At 39.5% G+C, this 18,714-nt stretch carries 18 protein-coding genes and 1 pseudogene; 8 read left to right on the forward strand and 11 right to left on the reverse strand.

Translation table 11 applies throughout. The features are described from left to right. Positions 1-212: 212 nt before the first annotated feature. A pseudogene (locus MKL35_RS01520) lies at positions 213-783 on the reverse strand (TetR/AcrR family transcriptional regulator). A gap of 87 nt (positions 784-870) precedes the next feature. Between MKL35_RS01520 and MKL35_RS01525 the strand changes: the two are divergent. Then, positions 871-2,085, forward strand: coding sequence for an oxygenase MpaB family protein (locus MKL35_RS01525; protein WP_032012037.1), 1,215 nt, complete (start codon positions 871-873; stop codon positions 2,083-2,085). Positions 2,086-2,153: 68 nt separating this feature from the next. Here the strand turns inward: MKL35_RS01525 and MKL35_RS01530 are convergent, their stop codons facing one another. From MKL35_RS01530 to def, 4 genes are all read right to left on the reverse strand, one after another. After that, on the reverse strand, positions 2,154-2,360 hold the full coding sequence (locus MKL35_RS01530) for a DUF4199 domain-containing protein (RefSeq protein WP_002054207.1): 207 nt from the start codon (positions 2,358-2,360) through the stop codon (positions 2,154-2,156). A gap of 53 nt (positions 2,361-2,413) precedes the next feature. Next, positions 2,414-4,528: a TonB-dependent copper receptor gene (locus MKL35_RS01535; RefSeq protein ID WP_106479637.1), complete on the reverse strand. Its 2,115-nt coding sequence runs from the start codon at positions 4,526-4,528 to the stop codon at positions 2,414-2,416. Positions 4,529-4,599: 71 nt separating this feature from the next. Continuing rightward, positions 4,600-5,028 (reverse strand): DUF2946 family protein, encoded by a 429-nt coding sequence (locus MKL35_RS01540; protein ID WP_002054220.1) that lies wholly within the window; start codon positions 5,026-5,028, stop codon positions 4,600-4,602. A 36-nt stretch (positions 5,029-5,064) separates the two neighbouring features. Next, on the reverse strand, positions 5,065-5,595 hold the full coding sequence (gene def, locus MKL35_RS01545; protein ID WP_002054252.1) for a peptide deformylase: 531 nt from the start codon (positions 5,593-5,595) through the stop codon (positions 5,065-5,067). Between the two features lie 122 nt (positions 5,596-5,717). Here def and MKL35_RS01550 point away from each other — a divergent pair, with 122 nt between their 5' ends. The 3 genes from MKL35_RS01550 to MKL35_RS01560 are packed head-to-tail and all read left to right on the forward strand — an operon-like array spanning position 5,718 to position 8,643. Further along, on the forward strand, positions 5,718-6,872 hold the full coding sequence (locus MKL35_RS01550; RefSeq protein WP_004711032.1) for a LysM peptidoglycan-binding domain-containing protein: 1,155 nt from the start codon (positions 5,718-5,720) through the stop codon (positions 6,870-6,872). Positions 6,873-6,892: 20 nt separating this feature from the next. Continuing rightward, positions 6,893-8,023, forward strand: a complete 1,131-nt coding sequence (gene dprA / locus MKL35_RS01555) for a DNA-processing protein DprA (RefSeq protein WP_032012040.1) — start codon at positions 6,893-6,895, stop codon at positions 8,021-8,023. A 50-nt stretch (positions 8,024-8,073) separates the two neighbouring features. Beyond that, a complete protein-coding gene (locus tag MKL35_RS01560; RefSeq protein WP_032012041.1) occupies positions 8,074-8,643 on the forward strand; it encodes an L-threonylcarbamoyladenylate synthase in 570 nt (189 codons plus the stop codon). A 392-nt stretch (positions 8,644-9,035) separates the two neighbouring features. Here MKL35_RS01560 and MKL35_RS01565 read toward each other — a convergent pair whose 3' ends face one another. Both MKL35_RS01565 and MKL35_RS01570 read right to left on the reverse strand, forming a co-directional pair. Continuing rightward, positions 9,036-9,956, reverse strand: a complete 921-nt coding sequence (locus MKL35_RS01565; protein ID WP_079377500.1) for a DMT family transporter — start codon at positions 9,954-9,956, stop codon at positions 9,036-9,038. Between the two features lie 105 nt (positions 9,957-10,061). Next, a complete protein-coding gene (locus MKL35_RS01570; RefSeq protein ID WP_081404501.1) occupies positions 10,062-10,715 on the reverse strand; it encodes a TetR/AcrR family transcriptional regulator in 654 nt (217 codons plus the stop codon). Positions 10,716-10,849: 134 nt separating this feature from the next. Between MKL35_RS01570 and MKL35_RS01575 the strand changes: the two genes are divergently transcribed. From MKL35_RS01575 to MKL35_RS01590, 4 genes are all read left to right on the forward strand, one after another. Then, a complete protein-coding gene (locus tag MKL35_RS01575) occupies positions 10,850-12,064 on the forward strand; it encodes an MFS transporter (protein ID WP_031982564.1) in 1,215 nt (404 codons plus the stop codon). A 21-nt stretch (positions 12,065-12,085) separates the two neighbouring features. After that, positions 12,086-12,850, forward strand: coding sequence for an AraC family transcriptional regulator (locus tag MKL35_RS01580; protein WP_032012043.1), 765 nt, complete (start codon positions 12,086-12,088; stop codon positions 12,848-12,850). 121 nt (positions 12,851-12,971) lie between these two features. Continuing rightward, on the forward strand, positions 12,972-13,517 hold the full coding sequence (locus tag MKL35_RS01585; RefSeq protein WP_016803497.1) for a glutathione peroxidase: 546 nt from the start codon (positions 12,972-12,974) through the stop codon (positions 13,515-13,517). Positions 13,518-13,662: 145 nt separating this feature from the next. After that, positions 13,663-14,262, forward strand: a complete 600-nt coding sequence (locus MKL35_RS01590) for a hypothetical protein (RefSeq protein ID WP_032012044.1) — start codon at positions 13,663-13,665, stop codon at positions 14,260-14,262. Positions 14,263-14,323: 61 nt separating this feature from the next. On the opposite strand, the gene MKL35_RS01595 is transcribed toward MKL35_RS01590, so the two are convergent. From MKL35_RS01595 to atpA, 4 genes are all read right to left on the reverse strand, one after another. Then, entirely contained in the window at positions 14,324-14,743 is a 420-nt protein-coding gene (locus MKL35_RS01595) for a F0F1 ATP synthase subunit epsilon (protein WP_002054176.1), read from the reverse strand. A gap of 17 nt (positions 14,744-14,760) precedes the next feature. Next, positions 14,761-16,155 carry a F0F1 ATP synthase subunit beta gene (gene atpD, locus MKL35_RS01600; protein WP_002054158.1) on the reverse strand — a complete coding sequence of 465 codons (1,395 nt, stop codon included), beginning with the start codon at positions 16,153-16,155 and terminating at the stop codon, positions 14,761-14,763. Positions 16,156-16,185: 30 nt separating this feature from the next. Continuing rightward, a complete protein-coding gene (gene atpG, locus MKL35_RS01605; protein ID WP_002114131.1) occupies positions 16,186-17,055 on the reverse strand; it encodes a F0F1 ATP synthase subunit gamma in 870 nt (289 codons plus the stop codon). Positions 17,056-17,132: 77 nt separating this feature from the next. After that, a complete protein-coding gene (gene atpA, locus MKL35_RS01610) occupies positions 17,133-18,677 on the reverse strand; it encodes a F0F1 ATP synthase subunit alpha (RefSeq protein ID WP_002054271.1) in 1,545 nt (514 codons plus the stop codon). Positions 18,678-18,714: the final 37 nt, after the last annotated feature.

Genomic DNA, 18,714 nt, shown 5'->3' on the forward strand with positions numbered 1-18,714 from the left:
AACCAACTTAATCTCAAGTAACTGTTTTTCAACAAGTTTCTATCTGCATCACCGCCGATGGATGTGCATTATAGACCATCCAAATCCCTTTGCAAGCGGAAATTAGAAATTAATGACTTGAGCGTTCAATTTTAAACCAAAATACAAATCAAGTATTTGTTTTATATATATAATTATTTTTATTTCTTATTTTTGGCCTAAATAAGCCAGTATCATGCTTGATAATTCTCGTTTAAGTTGTTGTTCTGAGATAAGAAAATTGTTCTGGCTCACGTAACGCATCATCGTAAAAAGCGTACTATTAATAATTACAAAGGATTTATGCTTTACCTGCTCGAAGTCCCACTGATGAGGATTTCTACTAAATGTATATAAACCTACTTCAAAAAAATGCTTTTCTAAAATCTGAGCAGCTTGCGAATGACTATAGTCATGCCAATGTTTTAATACCTCTATAAAAAATCCGTGATCGGCTTTTAATGCATTAAATCCTAGCTCTATTGCCAAGGGGATAAGCAGATCTAAAGGAATATTCCCCTGCTGCATAACTAATTCTTTAAGCTGCTGCCCTAATAGTTCGCTTTTACGGCGTAATAGTTCTTCTATGATTTGATCTTTATTCTCAAAGTATTGGTAAATCGACCCAACACTTACTCCAGATTTCTCTGCAATTTTAGGCGTCGTCGTATGTAGTAATCCATATTGAGCGATACACTGCTGTGTCGCCTCTAAAATATGGTTAACAATAATTTTTGAACGCTGTTGCTGCGGGGCTTTTCTCATCGTTTTTTATTCGTTAAATGCGAATTGAATGCGAATAATTATTCATATTAGCCTATTTATTATTCAGTTCAATAAGTAAGTAACGATATGCAAATGATTAGCCCGACTCGACTTGCTTCTTTTAATGATATGCAAGACAGTAATTTCTTTACTCAGTTTTTAAATATCTGCTGTGAAAAACCAGTACAACCAAACTATACAGAATATGTATCTTTACAACGTGCTCTTTGCGAAGGGGACGTTGAAATGGATAAGCTGATTGATTGGGTTATGCAAAATCCCAAAGACCACCGAATAATTTTTGAGAAAATATTATTTCAAGGCCGCGATGATCTATCTGAGTCGCTACCTACTGAGTTAGAAAATTTCTTTAATTACATTGAACAAAAGCCTGAATGGTTAGACCAGCAACAAATTGATGAGGCTATTAAATTTACCCATCGTTTAGGAATAAATAATGGTTTTATTCTTAGAGATTTATCTTTAATGGGGGGATATTTATATCCGGGATTTAATCAACCCCTAATTTTAACGGGTGCATTAAAGAAAGAAGCGGGAACACGTTTAGCAGAAACCACAAAATGGTGGGTGGATATTACTGAACCTCAAGGGCTTTGTCGTTTGAGTGCGGGTTTTACGTCAACGATTTATGTTCGCTTTATTCATGCACTCGTTCGCCGGCAATTAAAAAAGTCTGAGCGTTGGGATAATGAAGTTTGGGGAATTCCTCTTAATCAATTTGATTTAGCCATGACTAATTTAGCTTTTAGTAGTGTAGTTTTACTTGGTATTAGAGCGTTGGGTATATGGCCAACAAAACAAGAAGCAAAGAGTTTTTTACATTTTTGGCGTTATGTCGGCTGGTTAATGGGAATTGATGAAAAGTGGCTTATTCAATCTGAAACTGAAGGCTGGCGACTACTTTACTGGATGCAGTTTGCTCATCCTCGTTCCGATCACAGCAGTATTGAATTAGGATTAAGCTTATCTAAAGAGCCTTTTGAGAGACAATATCTGCATTTGCGTTCTTTACAGCAGAAACTTGCTTATCGACAACACTTAGAACTTACCCAATTTTTTATTGGTAAGAAAAGAATGAAACTACTCGGATTGCCTCAGCAATCTGCCTCATGGTTTGCTTATTATTTAATTGTGCGTAATTTACTACTTTATAATGGCGCAAAGCTTTCACCAAAAGTTGAAAAGTTTTTATCTAAATCAGGCCGTAATATACAAAAACTTGGCTTAACGCTTTATCAGAATCAAGGTAAGGCAAAAATCTTAGCAAGTATGCATCAATAATTATTAAAACCTCAAAATAAAAAATGGAAGCCCGTTACCCAAGCTTCCATTTTCAAATATTAATAACCTTATTGAGCTGATGAACTATGCATTTCAGCGTGATTCATTTGCTCATGTGTCTCCATCATCTGCTTATTTTTTTGACTTGGCATGTAGTCAGGCTCATTGTTGATGGCCAAGTAAAAAACAATCATAAACAATACACTCAAGATAGAAGCCACAATAAGTAACTTCCATCCCCACCAAGACTGTTCAGGCGATAATTTATTTGTCATTTCATTTCTCTCATTAAATTAATAATTTCAGTTCTTTAATTCGCTAAAGCCTATTAAAACTTCATACTCATACGAACCCAGTAATTTCTTCCGATATTGTTAAACTGCTCTTCGCTCGCAAATCCAAAGCCTGCACTACCCGCTTTATTTAAGTGTTCGGTATAGGTCTTATCTAATACGTTATCGATGCCAACAGAGACATCAATATCTTTACGAAGGTTGTAACTTCCGTTTAAAGAAAGTGTTGAGAAACCTTTACTTGGTTTTAGGTCATATCCCACGATATTACCTTGATGTAGACTCACACGGTTTTGCTCAGCAACAGCTCGCCACAACAGGCCTAAGTTATATTTGTCGGCTACATAGCGAATATTTAATCGACCTTCTAACGGGGAAATTTGAGGTAACGGTTTGTCATCTGTGGTGTTTTTACCCCACGCATACATAGCACTCAAATCTGCCTGAATACGGTCGGTAAATTGATATCCAATACCTGCTTCTGCACCAGCAATAGTTGCATCAACATTCTTGGCACCTGCAGTAATATCATGGCTCATATCATGCCCCCCCATTCCCATACTCGGGTGATGGTGATAACTCATTAATATGTAGTCATCTACTAAGCCTGCATAAGCAGAAGCCCATGTGTTTAAAGCACCATGTTGTTGTTGGAAGCCTAGATCTAACTGCAATGTTTTCTCAGGATTCACACCGTTAAAGGTATTGGTTGAGCCAGCATTACCATGTTTAGGAGAGAAAAGCTCCCAATAATCAGGCATACGCTCTACATAACCTAAACCGATATAGCTTTTGAAGTCATGCTCAGGATGTTGGTTTTCCCAGCGAACAAATGCGCTTGGCAAAGTCTTCTCAAGCTTCGTATTATAGCCTTGGGCTTTAGAATCGGCTCGCTCATCTTCAACTGTTACCCGATCTAAACGTGCACCTGTCACTAACTTGTTTTTATCATTCCATTGATAGCCAAGTTCACCGAAAGCACCATATGATTGGAATCGCATATCTTGTCGATATGGAACATTCATAGAAGGCATTGTTGGCGATGACATGCTACCGCCATGTTTATTAAATTGTGAATCTACCCCAGTGATCAGGCTCCATTTATCCCATTCAGAGGTCATGGCTAAGCGAGAATTTAGTGTACGGCGCGTTACTTGCATGGCCATCGCGTTTGGCATGAGCATGGTCATACCACCATGGTTCATTTCAACTAATGGCGGTGTGCGCAAACTAAAATTATCCATAATATGGTCGTTATAGCTGTAGTTCACCTGCCCTTCGATTTTCTTAATGACATCGGTGATATTTTTCTTTTCGAAACGCAGTCCTAAGCTTTCACGCGCAAACTGAGAACCATCCATTGAACGTCCTGCATAAAGTGACTCACCATCAGATTTTCCACCTGTGAGTTCGATCCACGTGTTTTCATCTGGAGTAAAGCCAAGTGCTATATCAGCATTCCACTTCTTCCATGCTGAAGGTACAGTATTACCATCACCGTCTTGATAACTATTGGACTCTGAACGGTTGGCATTTAAACGAATATATTTTTTCTCATCGCCAACTGCTGCTTCAACATTATGGTCAATACGTCCATATGAACCTAGTAAAACACTTGCTTGCCCACGATAAGGTTTTTCAGAGGTAAGTTTCTCAGGCTGACGTTCAAACAGGACTGTTGCTGCCGAACCAGTATTGGCATATTGAACCGTTTGCGGACCTTTAATCACAGAAATACGATCATAACTTTCTGGTGAAATATAAGAAGTTGGAGCATCCATACGGTTTGGGCATGCACCGAGGTTCTCCGTACCATCTGTTAGAATTTTAATACGTGAACCAAACATCCCTCGGAATGTCACATCACCATTTGTTCCACCGCTTTGTATTGAGTTAAAACCCATAATACTTTGTAAATAGTCTGCACCATCTGTAGCAGGTACTGGCTGAATTGGCTGTTTCGGGTCTGCATGTACAATCAGGCCATTTGCATCGTTGCCTTGCTGTGCTGTAACAACAATAGGCGCTAATGAATGAAGTGTGTTGGTATCAGTATCATTTTTCTCTGAATCGGCAAAAACTAAGCCTGAATGAGAAACAGCAAGCATCGCAACCCATAAAGGTTGTAGTAAAAATTTAGAATGTGGCATTTTTATACGCTCTAAAACATAAATAAAGTGATATCGAAGTCAATAAAGACCCCAACAAAAATTGCTTTTATTTATGCAAATAGAGGCGGTGCACGCCCTTGCGGGAGTAAGAAGAGTCGCTGTAGCGCAAAATAAACATGTCTAAATGCTTGTTGATAAGCGACTAAGCGAACTTGTATACGAACAAGTACCTCTTTTACGCCAAATTCAGGTGGTAAAACCAGATTGGCATAGACGGTACAATATTGGCACTGGTGATTTGCATCATGGTGGTCATGATGTTCAGGTACTTGTGCCTGTCCGATATGGTGGTCGTGATGTGAATGATGCATGGCATGTGACATGGTTTCCATCTGTGCCTTAGGTTTAAGCAAAGCACGGGTAATAGTTTCACAGACCGGAGCAATTTGATATTGCTTCGGTAATAGCGGCTGTAGAAATACCGCAATCTGTAAAAACACTGCTGCACATGCGAGCAACAGACCACTACGAAAAACCAAAAATCACATCCACGCTATATTGATGTTTGAAAACTTTTAACGTTTTACCGCAACTTTTTCACGCTCGCGTTGGCGAACAATCTTTTCGACTTTTTCACGTGCACGCTGACGTTTAAGTGGCGACAAATAATCCACAAACAATTTGCCTTTTAAGTGATCCATTTCATGTTGGATACAAACAGCGAGAAGTCCGTCAGCTTCTATCTCAAATGCTTGACCTTCAAGGTTAATTGCCTCGATTTTCACACGTGACGGACGGTCAACTTTATCGTATATTTGTGGCACTGATAGACAGCCTTCTTCGTACGGCTGCGTCTCTTCAGTCAGTGGAGTTATTTTGGGGTTAATGAAAACCATAGGTTCATCTTTAGATTCAGACAAATCCATGACGATAAGCTGAATATGACGATCGACCTGAGAAGCTGCTAAACCAATACCGGGTGCCGCATACATGGTTTCAAACATATCTGCTGCAAGTTGACGAATTTCATCAGTAACTTCTTCAACAGGCTTAGCAATGGTACGAAGACGGGGATCAGGAAAACTTAAAATAGGTAATAAGGCCATACTGACGTCCTCACTTATGCCATTGATTGAAAAACCAAATGAAGGAAATACTTCATCGAAAAATTGTGTGTAAGCCGCCTATTATAACGCATCTGCACGCATAATTTTTAGGAATTATCATAATGAAAAAGGTTTTTAACGGCATGGCTGAATTTCATGCTTTGGGGATAAAGAAGCATTTACTTGCTTTAGCACTCTGTACAACTGTCGCACTAGGTACGGTAGCAGAGGTTCATGCTGCCAGTCCAAATCATAATCCACCTTCTCTTAAAAGCAATGCACCGAATGTGTATGTTGTAAAACGTGGGGATACCCTATGGGATATTTCCGGCCATTTTCTCAATAAGCCATGGCGTTGGCCTGAAATTTGGGCAAGTAATCAACATGTTAAAAACCCTCACTGGATTTATCCGGGCGATCGATTACTGTTATGTAGCTTAGATGGACGTCCACTTGTGGGCAAAGATGAAGGGGATGGCTGTGTAGGCATTATTCGTCGTTACACAGGCCAAACCACAAACTTACAACCACAAGTTCGCGTAGAAGCATTAAATAATAGTGTGCCAGTTATTCCACTTGAACATATTAAACAGTGGCTAGAGAACAGCACTATTTTACCAGCCGATTCAATTACCAACACACCTTACGTTGTTGGTACAGCCGACCAACGTGTACTTGCAGGAAAAGGTCAAACTATTTATGCAAGAGGAAAAGGTCTAGTTGATGGTCAGCGTTATGCAGTCTATCGAGAAGGTGAACCTTACTATTTCACAGATAGTAAAGGTAAAAAGCATAGCCTTGGTATTGAGCTACTACAGGTTGCTTCAGGTGTTGCGGTATCTTCTGAAAAAGACATTACTACATTAGAGCTAACAGATAGTTATAACGCTGAAGTACGTCGTGGCGATCGTGTTATGCCTGAAGAACAAGCTACTTTGCCAACCTTATTTTACCCAGTAGATGCCAAACAAGTGACTGATGGTGGCAAAATTATTCGTGTCATGGGTTCAATCGGTAGAGCTGCAAAACATAGTGTAGTGACTTTGGACCGCGGTACAGCACAAGGTGTTCAGGTAGGTCAAGTTTTTGATATTACACAACAAGGCGAGACAATTCGCGATCCTAAAACTAAAGAAGCGATTCAACTTCCTGGTCAACAAATTGGGAGTCTGATGGTTTTTAGAACTTTTGATCAGCTGAGTTATGCCTATGTTCTAGAAAGCGATTTGCCTATTAAAGTCGGCTCAAGCATTCAGCCACCTCGCTTTAATGATTAATGTTGGATGTATCTTCTACAATGCTCACCCAACTTTCTTCACACCATTACCACACGCTTAAAGTGTGGTATTTGGTGCAGCACTCATTAGTTAGTTTTAAAAAAATTATCGATTATTTTGGAACTTGTGAAAAAGCAACTCAACCTGATGGTTTAGCAAAGTGGTCCTCTTTGGGGTTACATGCTAATCACTTAAAGCGTGTAAACGAATTTCAAACGGCACAAGGCCAAGCTCAGTTCGAACAGCTTATACAACAAGTTCAGCAGCATACTGATTTTATTTTGACGTTAGATGACTCTGGCTACCCTACTCAATTACTCCCTTATACAGATCATCCACCTGTTATTTTTGGAAAAGGTCAGGCACAGGCATTATTGCAACCACAAATTGCGATTGTCGGTAGCCGAAAACCAAGCCCACATGGACGTCAGGTGGCTTATGATTTTGCCTACTACTTAAGTGAAAAGGGCTTTTTTATTAGTAGTGGTCTGGCTTATGGCATTGATGAAGCAGCTCATCAAGGTGCATCCGCTCATCAACGTACAATTGCAGTCACGGGTACGGGCCTAGACACTACTTATCCAGCTCAAAATAAAAAACTGGCAGAACATATTTTGGCTCAGAATGGCGCCATTATTACTGAGTTTTTACCGGGTACACCACCATTACAACAGCATTTCCCACGTAGAAACCGAATTGTCAGTGGTTTGAGTTTAGGCGTTTTGGTGGTAGAAGCGACATTAAAAAGCGGCTCACTCATCACGGCCAATAAAGCTGCTGAACAAGGCAAAACCGTATTCGCTATTCCGGGTCATATTTATAGTGAGTTCCATCAAGGATGCCATCAACTTATTCGTGAGGGAGCAATTTTAGTTGATCATCCCGAACAAATTATTGAAGACCTCGCCTTACCAACTCAATGGCAAAGCCAGCAACAAAGTCAAAATGAAGAAACCAATACGAATACTCCAGAAATTCCTGTGCATTTGATTGATCTTTATCAGTCTTTAGACTGGGTAGGACAAAATATTGACCAGCTTGTAATTCATCATAATGTTTCGGTTTCTGAACTGACCTCTTCACTAATGGAACTAGAACTACTCGGTTTATGTATGCAACAATCAGGGCTGTATTTACGTTGTCGTTCTTAGTATTAGAGCGCACAATAGCGATTCTGTTTGATTGAAAGGAAACTATTACCATGATTACGACCTCAGTGACCGAAGCAGCCGAATGTTTACAACAAGGTCAAGTTTTGGCATATCCAACTGAGGCAGTCTGGGGACTAGGCTGTGATCCATTTAATGAACAAGCTTTTCAAAAGATTCTTGAATTGAAACAGCGCCCTATTGAAAAGGGCGTCATTTTATTGGCTGGCCATATTAGTCAAGTAGAACATCTACTAACTTCCTTACCGCAAAAGACTCAGCAAGAAATTATTGATTGCTGGACGAACCACCAACCATCAGAAAGAGCCACAACTTGGCTATTGCCAGCCGATCAACACATTCCTTCATGGATTAAAGGCGAGCATCCTCTTGTTGCAGTCCGTGTAACGACACATCCTTTATGTGTCGCTTTATGCAATGCTTTTCATGGATTTATTGTCTCGACGAGTGCCAACCCTAGTGGACAAGAACCAGCCCATTCTTTACAAGATGCCTGCCAATACTTTGGTTCACAATTAAACTATCTCAATGGTGATTTAGGTCAAAGCCAACAGCCAAGCCGCATCATTAACGCCTTAACTGGTGAAGTCATTCGTCCTTAATTCCAGACAAAAAAAAGCTCAGTTATATAGGGATAACTGAGCATAAAAAAGGATGGGTATATACCACATCCAGAGGGTTTGGATATCTCTGGAACGAAAGAAAAATTGCTTAAAAGAGCATCTTTCGTAGTGGTCGCTATTATGTGGTAAGAGACTAAATGAGAGAAATATATTATTTCTCTAAAAAAAGCATGAAAAGTGTAGGGAATTTGGCGTTTTTAGCAATTAAGTTAAAATTATATTAATATTTTTATTGGTCTTTTTTTATATTTATATTACACAATATTTTTATAAATATATTTATAAATCATATAGAAAAGCTTGGATTAACAAAAAAATTGGCATATTTTCATTACTTTTTTTAAAAATATGCCATAGTTTTTTTATTATTCTTAATTTTGCTCTGGCAGGAGATCTGATTTTTTAGATTTAACCTTCTTTTGTGCCATGATAATACCCACGAGAATCATAATTCCACCGAAAGTATGATAGATCGTCCATTGCTCAGATAACCAGAGGCTTGCAATAATGGCTGTGAACACTGGTACAAGGTTCATAAATATACTGGTTCTATTTGGCCCGAGTTGTTGTACAGCCAACATCCAAACTAACGGCGCAATTAAAGAAGCAAATACACCGGCATAAATTGCACTTGGCGCATTTTGTGCATTTAAGCCATCAAGACCAAACCAGAAAATTAAAGGTAAATGGAACAGCACAGAAAACCCAATCTGGACATATAAGCTCGTCATAATTGGAAGTGGAAGCTGCCATTTCTTTAAGAAAACCCCATAAAATGCATAGAAGAATACAGCAACAATCATGAGCGCATCACCAAGGTGTCCGCCACCACTTAAAAGCTTATTAATATTTCCTTGGGACATGACATATAGCAAACCCGCGAAAGATAAAATACTACCAAAGACAGCAAAACGATTAGGTACATCTTTTAAAATCGCAAGAGAAACAAAAATAGTAAAAATCGGAATAAAGGCATTAACAATACCCATATTAGTTGCACTGGTATAATGAGCCGCCGTATAAGCCAAGCCTTGATAAAGCACCATCCCAAATGCACTTAACACAGCAAGCTTAGGTAAATAGGGTATTACTATTCGTCTTTGTCTCCAAACAGATATAAACATAAATGGAGTCAAAATAATAAAGGCAATTAACCACCGATAAAAACTAATGCTAACTGGAGAAATATAATCCGAGACGTAGCGGGTGACTACAATATTTAAAGACCAAATCAGTACTGCCAGAATGGGAAAAATAAATGCCCATTTGTGATATTTCATGACCTGACTCATAGTAATACACCATCTACAAAAGAGATTTTATTTTGAAGAATGTCTTAATAAATTGAAATATCGCATTTCCGACATTGATATTGAACTTAGGACATCATTAATTTTTTAAAATAATGTCCAAGCTTTCATGGCATGTTCTACCACTTTATGTAGTTGCTCAGTGGTCGCGCCATCTCTCGCTTGAATAGTCAGTCCTTGAATAACAGTAGCATAGAAGTCTGTCATTTCTTGTAGAGGAGCATTAGCTGATAAATCACCCTGCTCTACACCTTGTTCCAAACGTTTTAATAATTTTTCTTTAGTTTTTATACGCTTATCTAATAGATTTTGTTGGACATCTTGTGTCGCATCAGAGCAATTCATAGCTGCAACCACCAACATACAACCTGCTGGTTTATTGGGTTGAATCAATCGTTTTACATTGTCATAAAGATACAACTCAAAAGCAATTTTTGCGGTTTTTGCTTCTAAAAAGATCGTTTCAATAGGACATGCTTCATGAGCTAAGTAATAATCAATACTTTTATAAAACAAGCCTGCCTTATCGCCAAAAGTACTGTATAAACTAGGCGCCGTAATTTCTAAAGCCTGCGTTAAGTCACTAATAGACGTTGCTTCATAACCATGTTCCCAAAAAAGCAACATTGCCTTCTCTAAAACTTGCTGTTCATCAAAGCATTTAGGGCGCCCACGCTTCTTTTTCAGCGTATCTTCATTAACCACAAGATCTGTTTCATGCCTATTTGTCATAAAGATCACATCTATTTTTATAACAATCGTTATTAAATTAATTGACGTTCGATTTTTTATCAACTATTTTATTTTCATAATGATCGTTAGTTAATTAAAAATTGCCTTTCTTCACTCTAAATTTAGCCAAGTAAGGATTTATTATGGACCAATCTACTACCTCTAAACCGCGACCCATAACTTCCACACAAGGGAGCTGGTTTGCTATTTTGGCGGTTGCCATTGCAGCATTTGCATTAGTAACAAGTGAATTTTTACCGGTTGGTGTTTTAAATAGCGTTGCAGCTGATTTACATATTTCTGTCGGTACCGCTGGTCTTATTATTACTGTACCTGGCATTATGGCAGCCATTGCAGCCCCTCTATTACCTGTTTCAGTAAAACAACTTGACCGTCGTTACGTGCTTATTTTACTGACTGCAATTATGGTGATTGCCAATACCATTACTGCTTTTGCTGAAAACTTTCATGTTTTATTACTGAGCCGCTTAATTTTAGGTATCTCAATCGGTGGCTTTTGGGCCACAGCTATTGCGTTAAGCGGCAAGCTGGCACCTGCACATTTGCCTATTGCTAAAGCAACTGCTGTAGTCATGGCTGGTGTAACCTTTGCGACTGTATTAGGGGTCCCGATTGGAACTTGGCTAAGCGAGTTTTATGGGTGGCGTAGTGCATTTGGTATTACCGCTGCGATTGGCCTTGTTGTACTCGTCCTTCAGCTTATTTTCTTACCAAAACTTTTACCAGAGTCAGCCATTCATATTCGTGATTTACCTGCTCTATTACGTACGCCCAAAGCACGTAGCGGTATGCTTATTGTTTTATTAATTGGTCTTGCTCATTTCTGTGCCTACAGTTATTTAGCGCCTTTTTTTAAGAATATTGCAGGGTTCAATGGCACCACTATTAGTTCATTATTATTGCTTTACGGAATTGCTGGTATCTTTGGAAATGCATTTGCAGGATATAGTGGCAACTTAAATGTTCGTTACACACTCGCATTTGTTGGGACATGTTTTGCAATCGTATTTTTTGGCTTCCCTATCTTTGCTATTCATGAATTTGGTGCCATCGTTCTTACTGCGCTATGGGGCTTCGCATTCGGTGCCTTTCCTACCTCTGCCAATATTTGGATGTTTGTACACGCACCCCATGCTGTAGAAAAAGGTATGCCGCTTTTTGTTGGCATGTTTCAAGTCATGATTGCTACAGGTTCATTATTAGGTGGTTATGTAGTTGATCATTTCAATGAAAATACTTTAATTTATGGTGTATTAAGCTTCGTTGCTTTAGCATTAATTAGTACATTTACCTTTGCCAAAGGTTTAAATAATCCTAAAGCGACTTGTGAAAACTAAAATATTATTCAGAGTAAGTAGATGAAAAATGAGGACCAACAATTTTCTTTATTGAATGATATAGAAGTCCATGAATTTCTATATGAAAAAGAAGATATTGTTCGTCCTCATGCTTCACTTTGGGGAGATTTTAATTTCAGTTTAAATGGTATTTTGGAAATGCAGGTAGAAGAACAAATCTATTTGTCACCTCCAAGCTATGGGCTTTGGATTCCACCTCAAACGGTTCATCAATCTACTCATATCGATCATGAAATTCACTATATTTGTATCCGCCTCCACCCTCGTTTATGTTCTATTTTAGGTAATGTCTGTAAGTGCTTTAGCATTCAGCCTTTCTTTCGAACTCTAGTTTTACAAATTCTGGAACAGCAAAAACAAAATGGAAAACCTGAATATTTAGTACATCTTCTGCAAGTTTTATTCGATCAATTACAGCAAGCCACCGCATATTCTCATTATTTGCCACAAACACGACATCCTGTTTTATTGCCAATTTTGGAAAAGCTTTCAGACCCCTTGTTTTTTAATCACTCTTTACAACAATTACTGCAGAATTTTTCTGTCAGTGATCGCCATTTATTGCGCTTAAGCCAACAAGAATTACAACTTTCTTTATCGGAATGGCGTAATAGAGCCAAAATTGTTTATGCCATTCATCAAATTCGACAAGGTATGCCCATTAAACGTTTAGCATACGATTTAGGTTACCAACACAGTTCCAGTTTTATTGAATTTTTTAAAAGATATACAGGTCAAACACCTGTTCAAATCAGAAACAATTAGATCGCAGACAGTTTTTTCTTCTCTTTTTATTTTTTGAACACGAATATTATTGCACTCCTCAAGAATAGCAGTTAAAACAAATGCGTTACTTGATATCAATTACAATCTTCAGGAAAGACACATGACTCAATCTGTATACCATATTCCAGTAAAAGCTATTTCAGGCGAAACGGTTGACCTTGACCAATATAAAGGTAAGGTTTTATTAATCGTAAACACAGCATCTAAATGTGGTTTAACTCCACAATACGAAGGTTTAGAAAAGCTTTATCAAGCGAAAAAAGATCAAGGTCTTGAAATCTTAGGTTTCCCTGCAAATAACTTCAAAGAACAAGAGCCTGGTTCAGATGAAGAAATCCAACAATTCTGTTCATTAAACTACGATGTTCATTTCCCGCTTTTCTCTAAAATTTCTGTAGCAGGTGCAGATAAACATCCTCTTTATCAAGCACTGACAACAGCTCAACCAGAACGCATTGGTGAAGGTCCTTTCCGTGAGCGTTTAGAAGGTTTAGGCATTCCAACAAACCCTGCTCCAGAAGTATTATGGAACTTTGAGAAATTCCTCATCAATAAAAATGGTGAAGTTGTTGCTCGTTTTGCGCCAAACTTAACAGCGGACGATGAACAAATTGTAAAAGCAGTTGAAGCTGAACTCGCTAAATAATTTTTAGCGCAATTTAAGAAAAAAGAGTGCTACGGCACTCTTTTTTATTTTCTGGTCAAAATGTTGTTCATTTGCAACAATACCTTATTTCTACATATTTTATGCATATAGTACGCACTTGCTTTACTTGGTATTGTTTGTAGTTATGAAAAAAGTTTTACAAGGCGCATTTTTTCCATTTGTGATTTTTGCTTCCGGTATGTTGTTACTTGGATGCGATCAGGCACAAGACCATGCTAAAGCACAAGAATCTGCTCAAACCAATGACGAAGTATCAGAACAAGCAGATGATTCTCAACAAGAAATCGCACCTACTAAAAATAAAGCTGAGTTAAAAAGCGGTAATGTTTTTTATATCGTTCGTGATGCGGCTAACTTACAGTTAAAGGCAGGCGACTATATTGAAAAGCTTAAAGACACTCAACTTGATGTTGAGCAAGCCATCCAAGATAAAGATCAACAAGAACTAAAAACAACTGTGACCACTTTAAAACAGCAGTTAAAAGGCTTAAATCAAGCACTATTGACTTTAGATATAAGAAGTCAGGAAGTTGAAAATATTCGCCAAAACTTACTACAAGCAAACCAACAAGCTTTAAGTATGCCTTTATTAAATGGAAAATTAGAACAAATTGATTTCGACCAAATTGAGAAGCAACTCAATACCATCCAAATGGATATGGTCAAACTTGCTGCACTGATTATGGCAGGAGATGAAAAGTCTGATTCAAAAACTGATTCTTAATTTTCCTTCTAGCAATAAAAAAAGCCACCGTAAGGTGGCTTTTTCAATCTCGAACCGCGTCTTATTGAGCGCGGTTTTTGATTTTACGGATTGTTTCGAGCTGGCCTGAGATCTCTGAAAGAGATGCCAAAGCAGCAGCTGAGTCCAAATCACTCTTTTGGTTTGCAAGCAATTGTTCAGCATTTTTACGTGCTTCTAAAATTGCAGCTTCATCCAAATTGTCAGCACGGATTGCAGTATCTGCAAGAACCGTTACAACATGAGGTTGAACTTCTAAAACACCGCCAGATACATAGACGATTTCTTCTGTACCATTTTCCAACAGAACACGAATCGGGCCCGGTTGAAGCAAAGTTACAAGTGGAGCGTGACCTGGCAAAATACCAAGTTCACCACCTGCACCTTTCGCGATTAACATCGTCACTGCGCCAGAGTAAATAGACTCTTTAACACTTACGACATCACATTGCATAGTCGCCATGAGATGATCTCCTTAAATTAGAGTTTCTCAGCTTTAGCAATCACTTCGTCAATACCACCAACCATATAGAACGCTTGTTCTGGGATGTGATCGTATTCACCAGCTAATAGACCTTTAAAGCCACGAATCGTTTCTTTAAGTGGTACTAATTTACCAGGAGCACCAGTAAATACTTCAGCTACGTGGAATGGTTGAGAGAAGAAACGTTGGATTTTACGCGCACGGTAAACAACCAATTTATCTTCTTCTGCCAATTCATCCATACCCAAGATTGCGATGATGTCTTTAAGCTCTTTATAGCGTTGCAATACGTTTTGTACTGCGCGCGCAATTTCATAGTGCTCTTGACCAACAACTAATGGGTCTAACTGACGTGAAGTCGAGTCAAGTGGATCGATCGCTGGATAAATACCAGAAGATGCGATGTCACGGCTCAATACTACTGTTGCATCTAAGTGAGCAAATGTAGTTGCAGGCGATGGGTCTGTTAAGTCATCGGCAGGTACGTATACTGCTTGGATCGAAGTGATCGAACCAGATTTAGTAGACGTAATACGCTCTTGAAGAACACCCATTTCTTCTGCAAGTGTAGGTTGGTAACCTACTGCAGATGGCATACGACCTAACAATGCTGATACTTCAGTACCCGCAAGTGTATAACGGTAGATGTTGTCGACGAATAATAATACGTCACGACCTTTACCATTTTCGTCTTTTTGATCACGGAAGTATTCAGCCATAGTCAAACCAGTTAACGCTACACGTAAACGGTTACCTGGTGGCTCGTTCATCTGACCGTAGACCATTGCTACTTTGTCAAGAACGTTAGAATCTTTCATTTCGTGATAGAAGTCGTTACCTTCACGAGTACGCTCACCAACACCAGCAAACACAGATAAACCTGAGTGTGCTTTTGCGATGTTGTTGATCAATTCCATCATGTTAACGGTTTTACCAACACCCGCACCACCGAATAAACCAACTTTACCACCTTTTGCGAACGGGCAAAGTAAGTCAATTACTTTAATACCAGTTTCTAAAAGATCAGTAGAAGCTGCTTGTTCAGCATAAGAAGGCGCTTGACGGTGAATCGGCAAACGTTCTTCAGTCGCAACAGGACCTGCTTCATCGATAGGACGACCTAAAACGTCCATGATACGGCCAAGAGTGGCTGTACCAACTGGAACAGAGATCGGTGCGTTTGTGCTAGTTACAGTAAGACCACGTTTAAGACCTTCTGTAGAACCCATTGCGATGGTACGAACAACACCATCACCAAGTTGTTGCTGAACTTCTAAAGTAGTTTCAGTACCGTCAACTTGGAGAGCGTCATAGATCTTAGGAACGCTTGTGCGCTCAAACTCGACGTCGATAACCGCGCCGATGATCTGAATGATACGACCGCTACTCATTGCTGTCTCCTCAATTCAAACTTAATAATGTTAAACGGCAGCGGCACCACCAACGATCTCGGAAATTTCCTGAGTAATCGCGGCTTGACGCAGCTTGTTGTAAATGAGTTGTAGGTCTTTAATCAATTGTCCTGCGTTGTCTGTCGCTGCTTTCATCGCGACCATACGAGCTGACTGCTCACATGCAACGTTTTCAATCACACCTTGATAAACCATAGACTCGATATAGCGAACCAACAAACCATTTAACAATTCTTCTGCTTCTGGTTCGTAGATATAATCCCAACCATAAGTACGGTTGAGGTCATCGCCTTCTTCTGCTGGTGCTAAAGGAACAAGTTGTTCTACTTTAGGCTGCTGAGTCATTGCATTAACGAAGCCATTTGATACGAGATAGATACGATCTAATTCGCCCTTATCAAATGCATCAAGCATAACTTGCACTGAGCCAGTTAACTGTTCCAAACTCGGCGCATCGCCAAGTTGGGTAGTTGCACCAAGCACTTTACCGCCGTAATTCTTAAAAAACGAAACCGCTTTTTGACCAATTAAAGCAAATTCAACTTCAATTGACTGCTGTTGTTGTGCTTTGACATGCTGCACAACTTTCTTGAACAAGTTAATGTTCAAGCCACCTGCCAAACCACGATCTGAAGACACTACGATATAGCCAACACGCTTAACTGGGCGGTCAACCATATAACGGTGTTTATATTCAGGGTTTGCTTGTACCAAGTGAGCAATTACACGGCGCATATTATCGGCATACGGACGGCCTTGAGCCATGCGCTCTTGCGCACGACGCATTTTAGAAGCAGCTACCATTTGCATCGCGCGAGTAATCTTTTGCGTGCTCTTGATACTAGCTACTTTGGCGCGAATTTCTTTTAAATTTGCCATACGCTTAACCTAGTATTCGAAAGCCCTTTCGAGCTTCCGAAGGTTGATCCGTGAACCAAACTTAACTAAAACTGAACTTAGTAAGTTTGAGTCGCTTTAAAGCTTTCAATACCTGCTTTGATTGCTGCTTCGATGTCTTTGTTGTAATCACCAGTTTCATCGATTTGTTTCATCAACGGAGCATATTCAGAACGGAAGTAAGCAATTAACGCAGCATCAAAGTCTACGATTTTCTTAACTTCTACGTCAGCCATATAGCCTTCGTTAGATGCATAAACAGAAACAGCTTGGTCAGCAATTGAGTAAGGAGCATATTGTTTTTGCTTCATTAACTCAGTTACGCGTTGACCATGTTCAAGTTGCTTACGAGTTGCTTCGTCAAGGTCAGAAGCAAACTGAGCAAACGCAGCCAATTCACGGTATTGTGCTAAAGCAGTACGGATACCACCAGACAATTTTTTGATGATCTTAGTTTGAGCAGAACCACCAACACGAGATACAGAGATACCCGCGTTCACAGCAGGACGGATACCTGCGTTGAATAATGATGTTTCTAAGAAGATCTGACCGTCAGTAATCGAAATTACGTTCGTTGGTACGAATGCAGATACGTCACCTGCTTGAGTTTCAATAATTGGCAATGCAGTTAAAGAACCAGTTTGACCAGTTACTGCGCCATTAGTGAATTTCTCAACGTATTCAGCAGATACACGAGAAGCACGTTCAAGAAGACGTGAGTGAAGATAGAATACGTCACCTGGATACGCTTCACGACCTGGTGGACGACGTAAAAGCAATGAAATTTGACGGTAAGCAACAGCTTGCTTAGACAAATCATCATAAATGATAAGAGCGTCTTCACCGCGGTCACGGAAGTATTCACCCATTGTACAGCCAGAGTACGGAGCTAAGTACTGCATTGCAGCAGGATCAGCAGCCGCAGCAGCGACAACAGTTGTATACGCCATAGCGCCAGTTTCTTCTAGCTTACGTACAACGTTTGCAATTGTTGATTGTTTTTGACCAATCGCAACGTATACACACTTAATGCCAGAGTTTTTCTGAGCGATAATCGCATCGATCGCCATTGCTGTTTTACCAGTTTGACGGTCACCAATAATCAACTCACGCTGACCACGACCCACAGGAATCATGGTATCAACTGATTTATAACCAGTTTGAACAGGCTCGTCTACAGATTGACGCCAAATTACGCCTGGTGCTACTTTTTCAACAGCATCAGTTAATTTTGCATCAATTGGGCCTTTACCATCAATTGGGTTACCCAAAGCATCTACTACACGGCCAAGAAGTTCAGGACCAACTGGAACTTCTAAAACACGACCTGTACAACGAGCTTTTTGGCCTTCTTGAAGGCTTAGGTAGTTACCTAAAACAACGGCACCCACTGAATCCTGTTCTAGGTTCAGTGCCATACCAAATAAGCCGCCGTCGAATTCGATCATTTCACCGTACATTGCATCAGCAAGACCGTGAATACGCACGATACCGTCGGATACCATAACAATGGTACCTTCGTTTTTAGCGGTCGCGCTGGTGTCCAGATCTCCGATACGCTGTTTAATGAGCGCACTGATCTCGGATGGATTCAGTTGTTGCATTGCGCTATTCCTCAATCTTTTATTAGTTCAGTCTTCA

Origin of the sequence: Acinetobacter sp. AOR41_HL, from assembly GCF_027854645.1 — a bacterium.
GTDB classification, from domain to species: Bacteria; Pseudomonadota; Gammaproteobacteria; order Pseudomonadales; family Moraxellaceae; genus Acinetobacter; species Acinetobacter nosocomialis.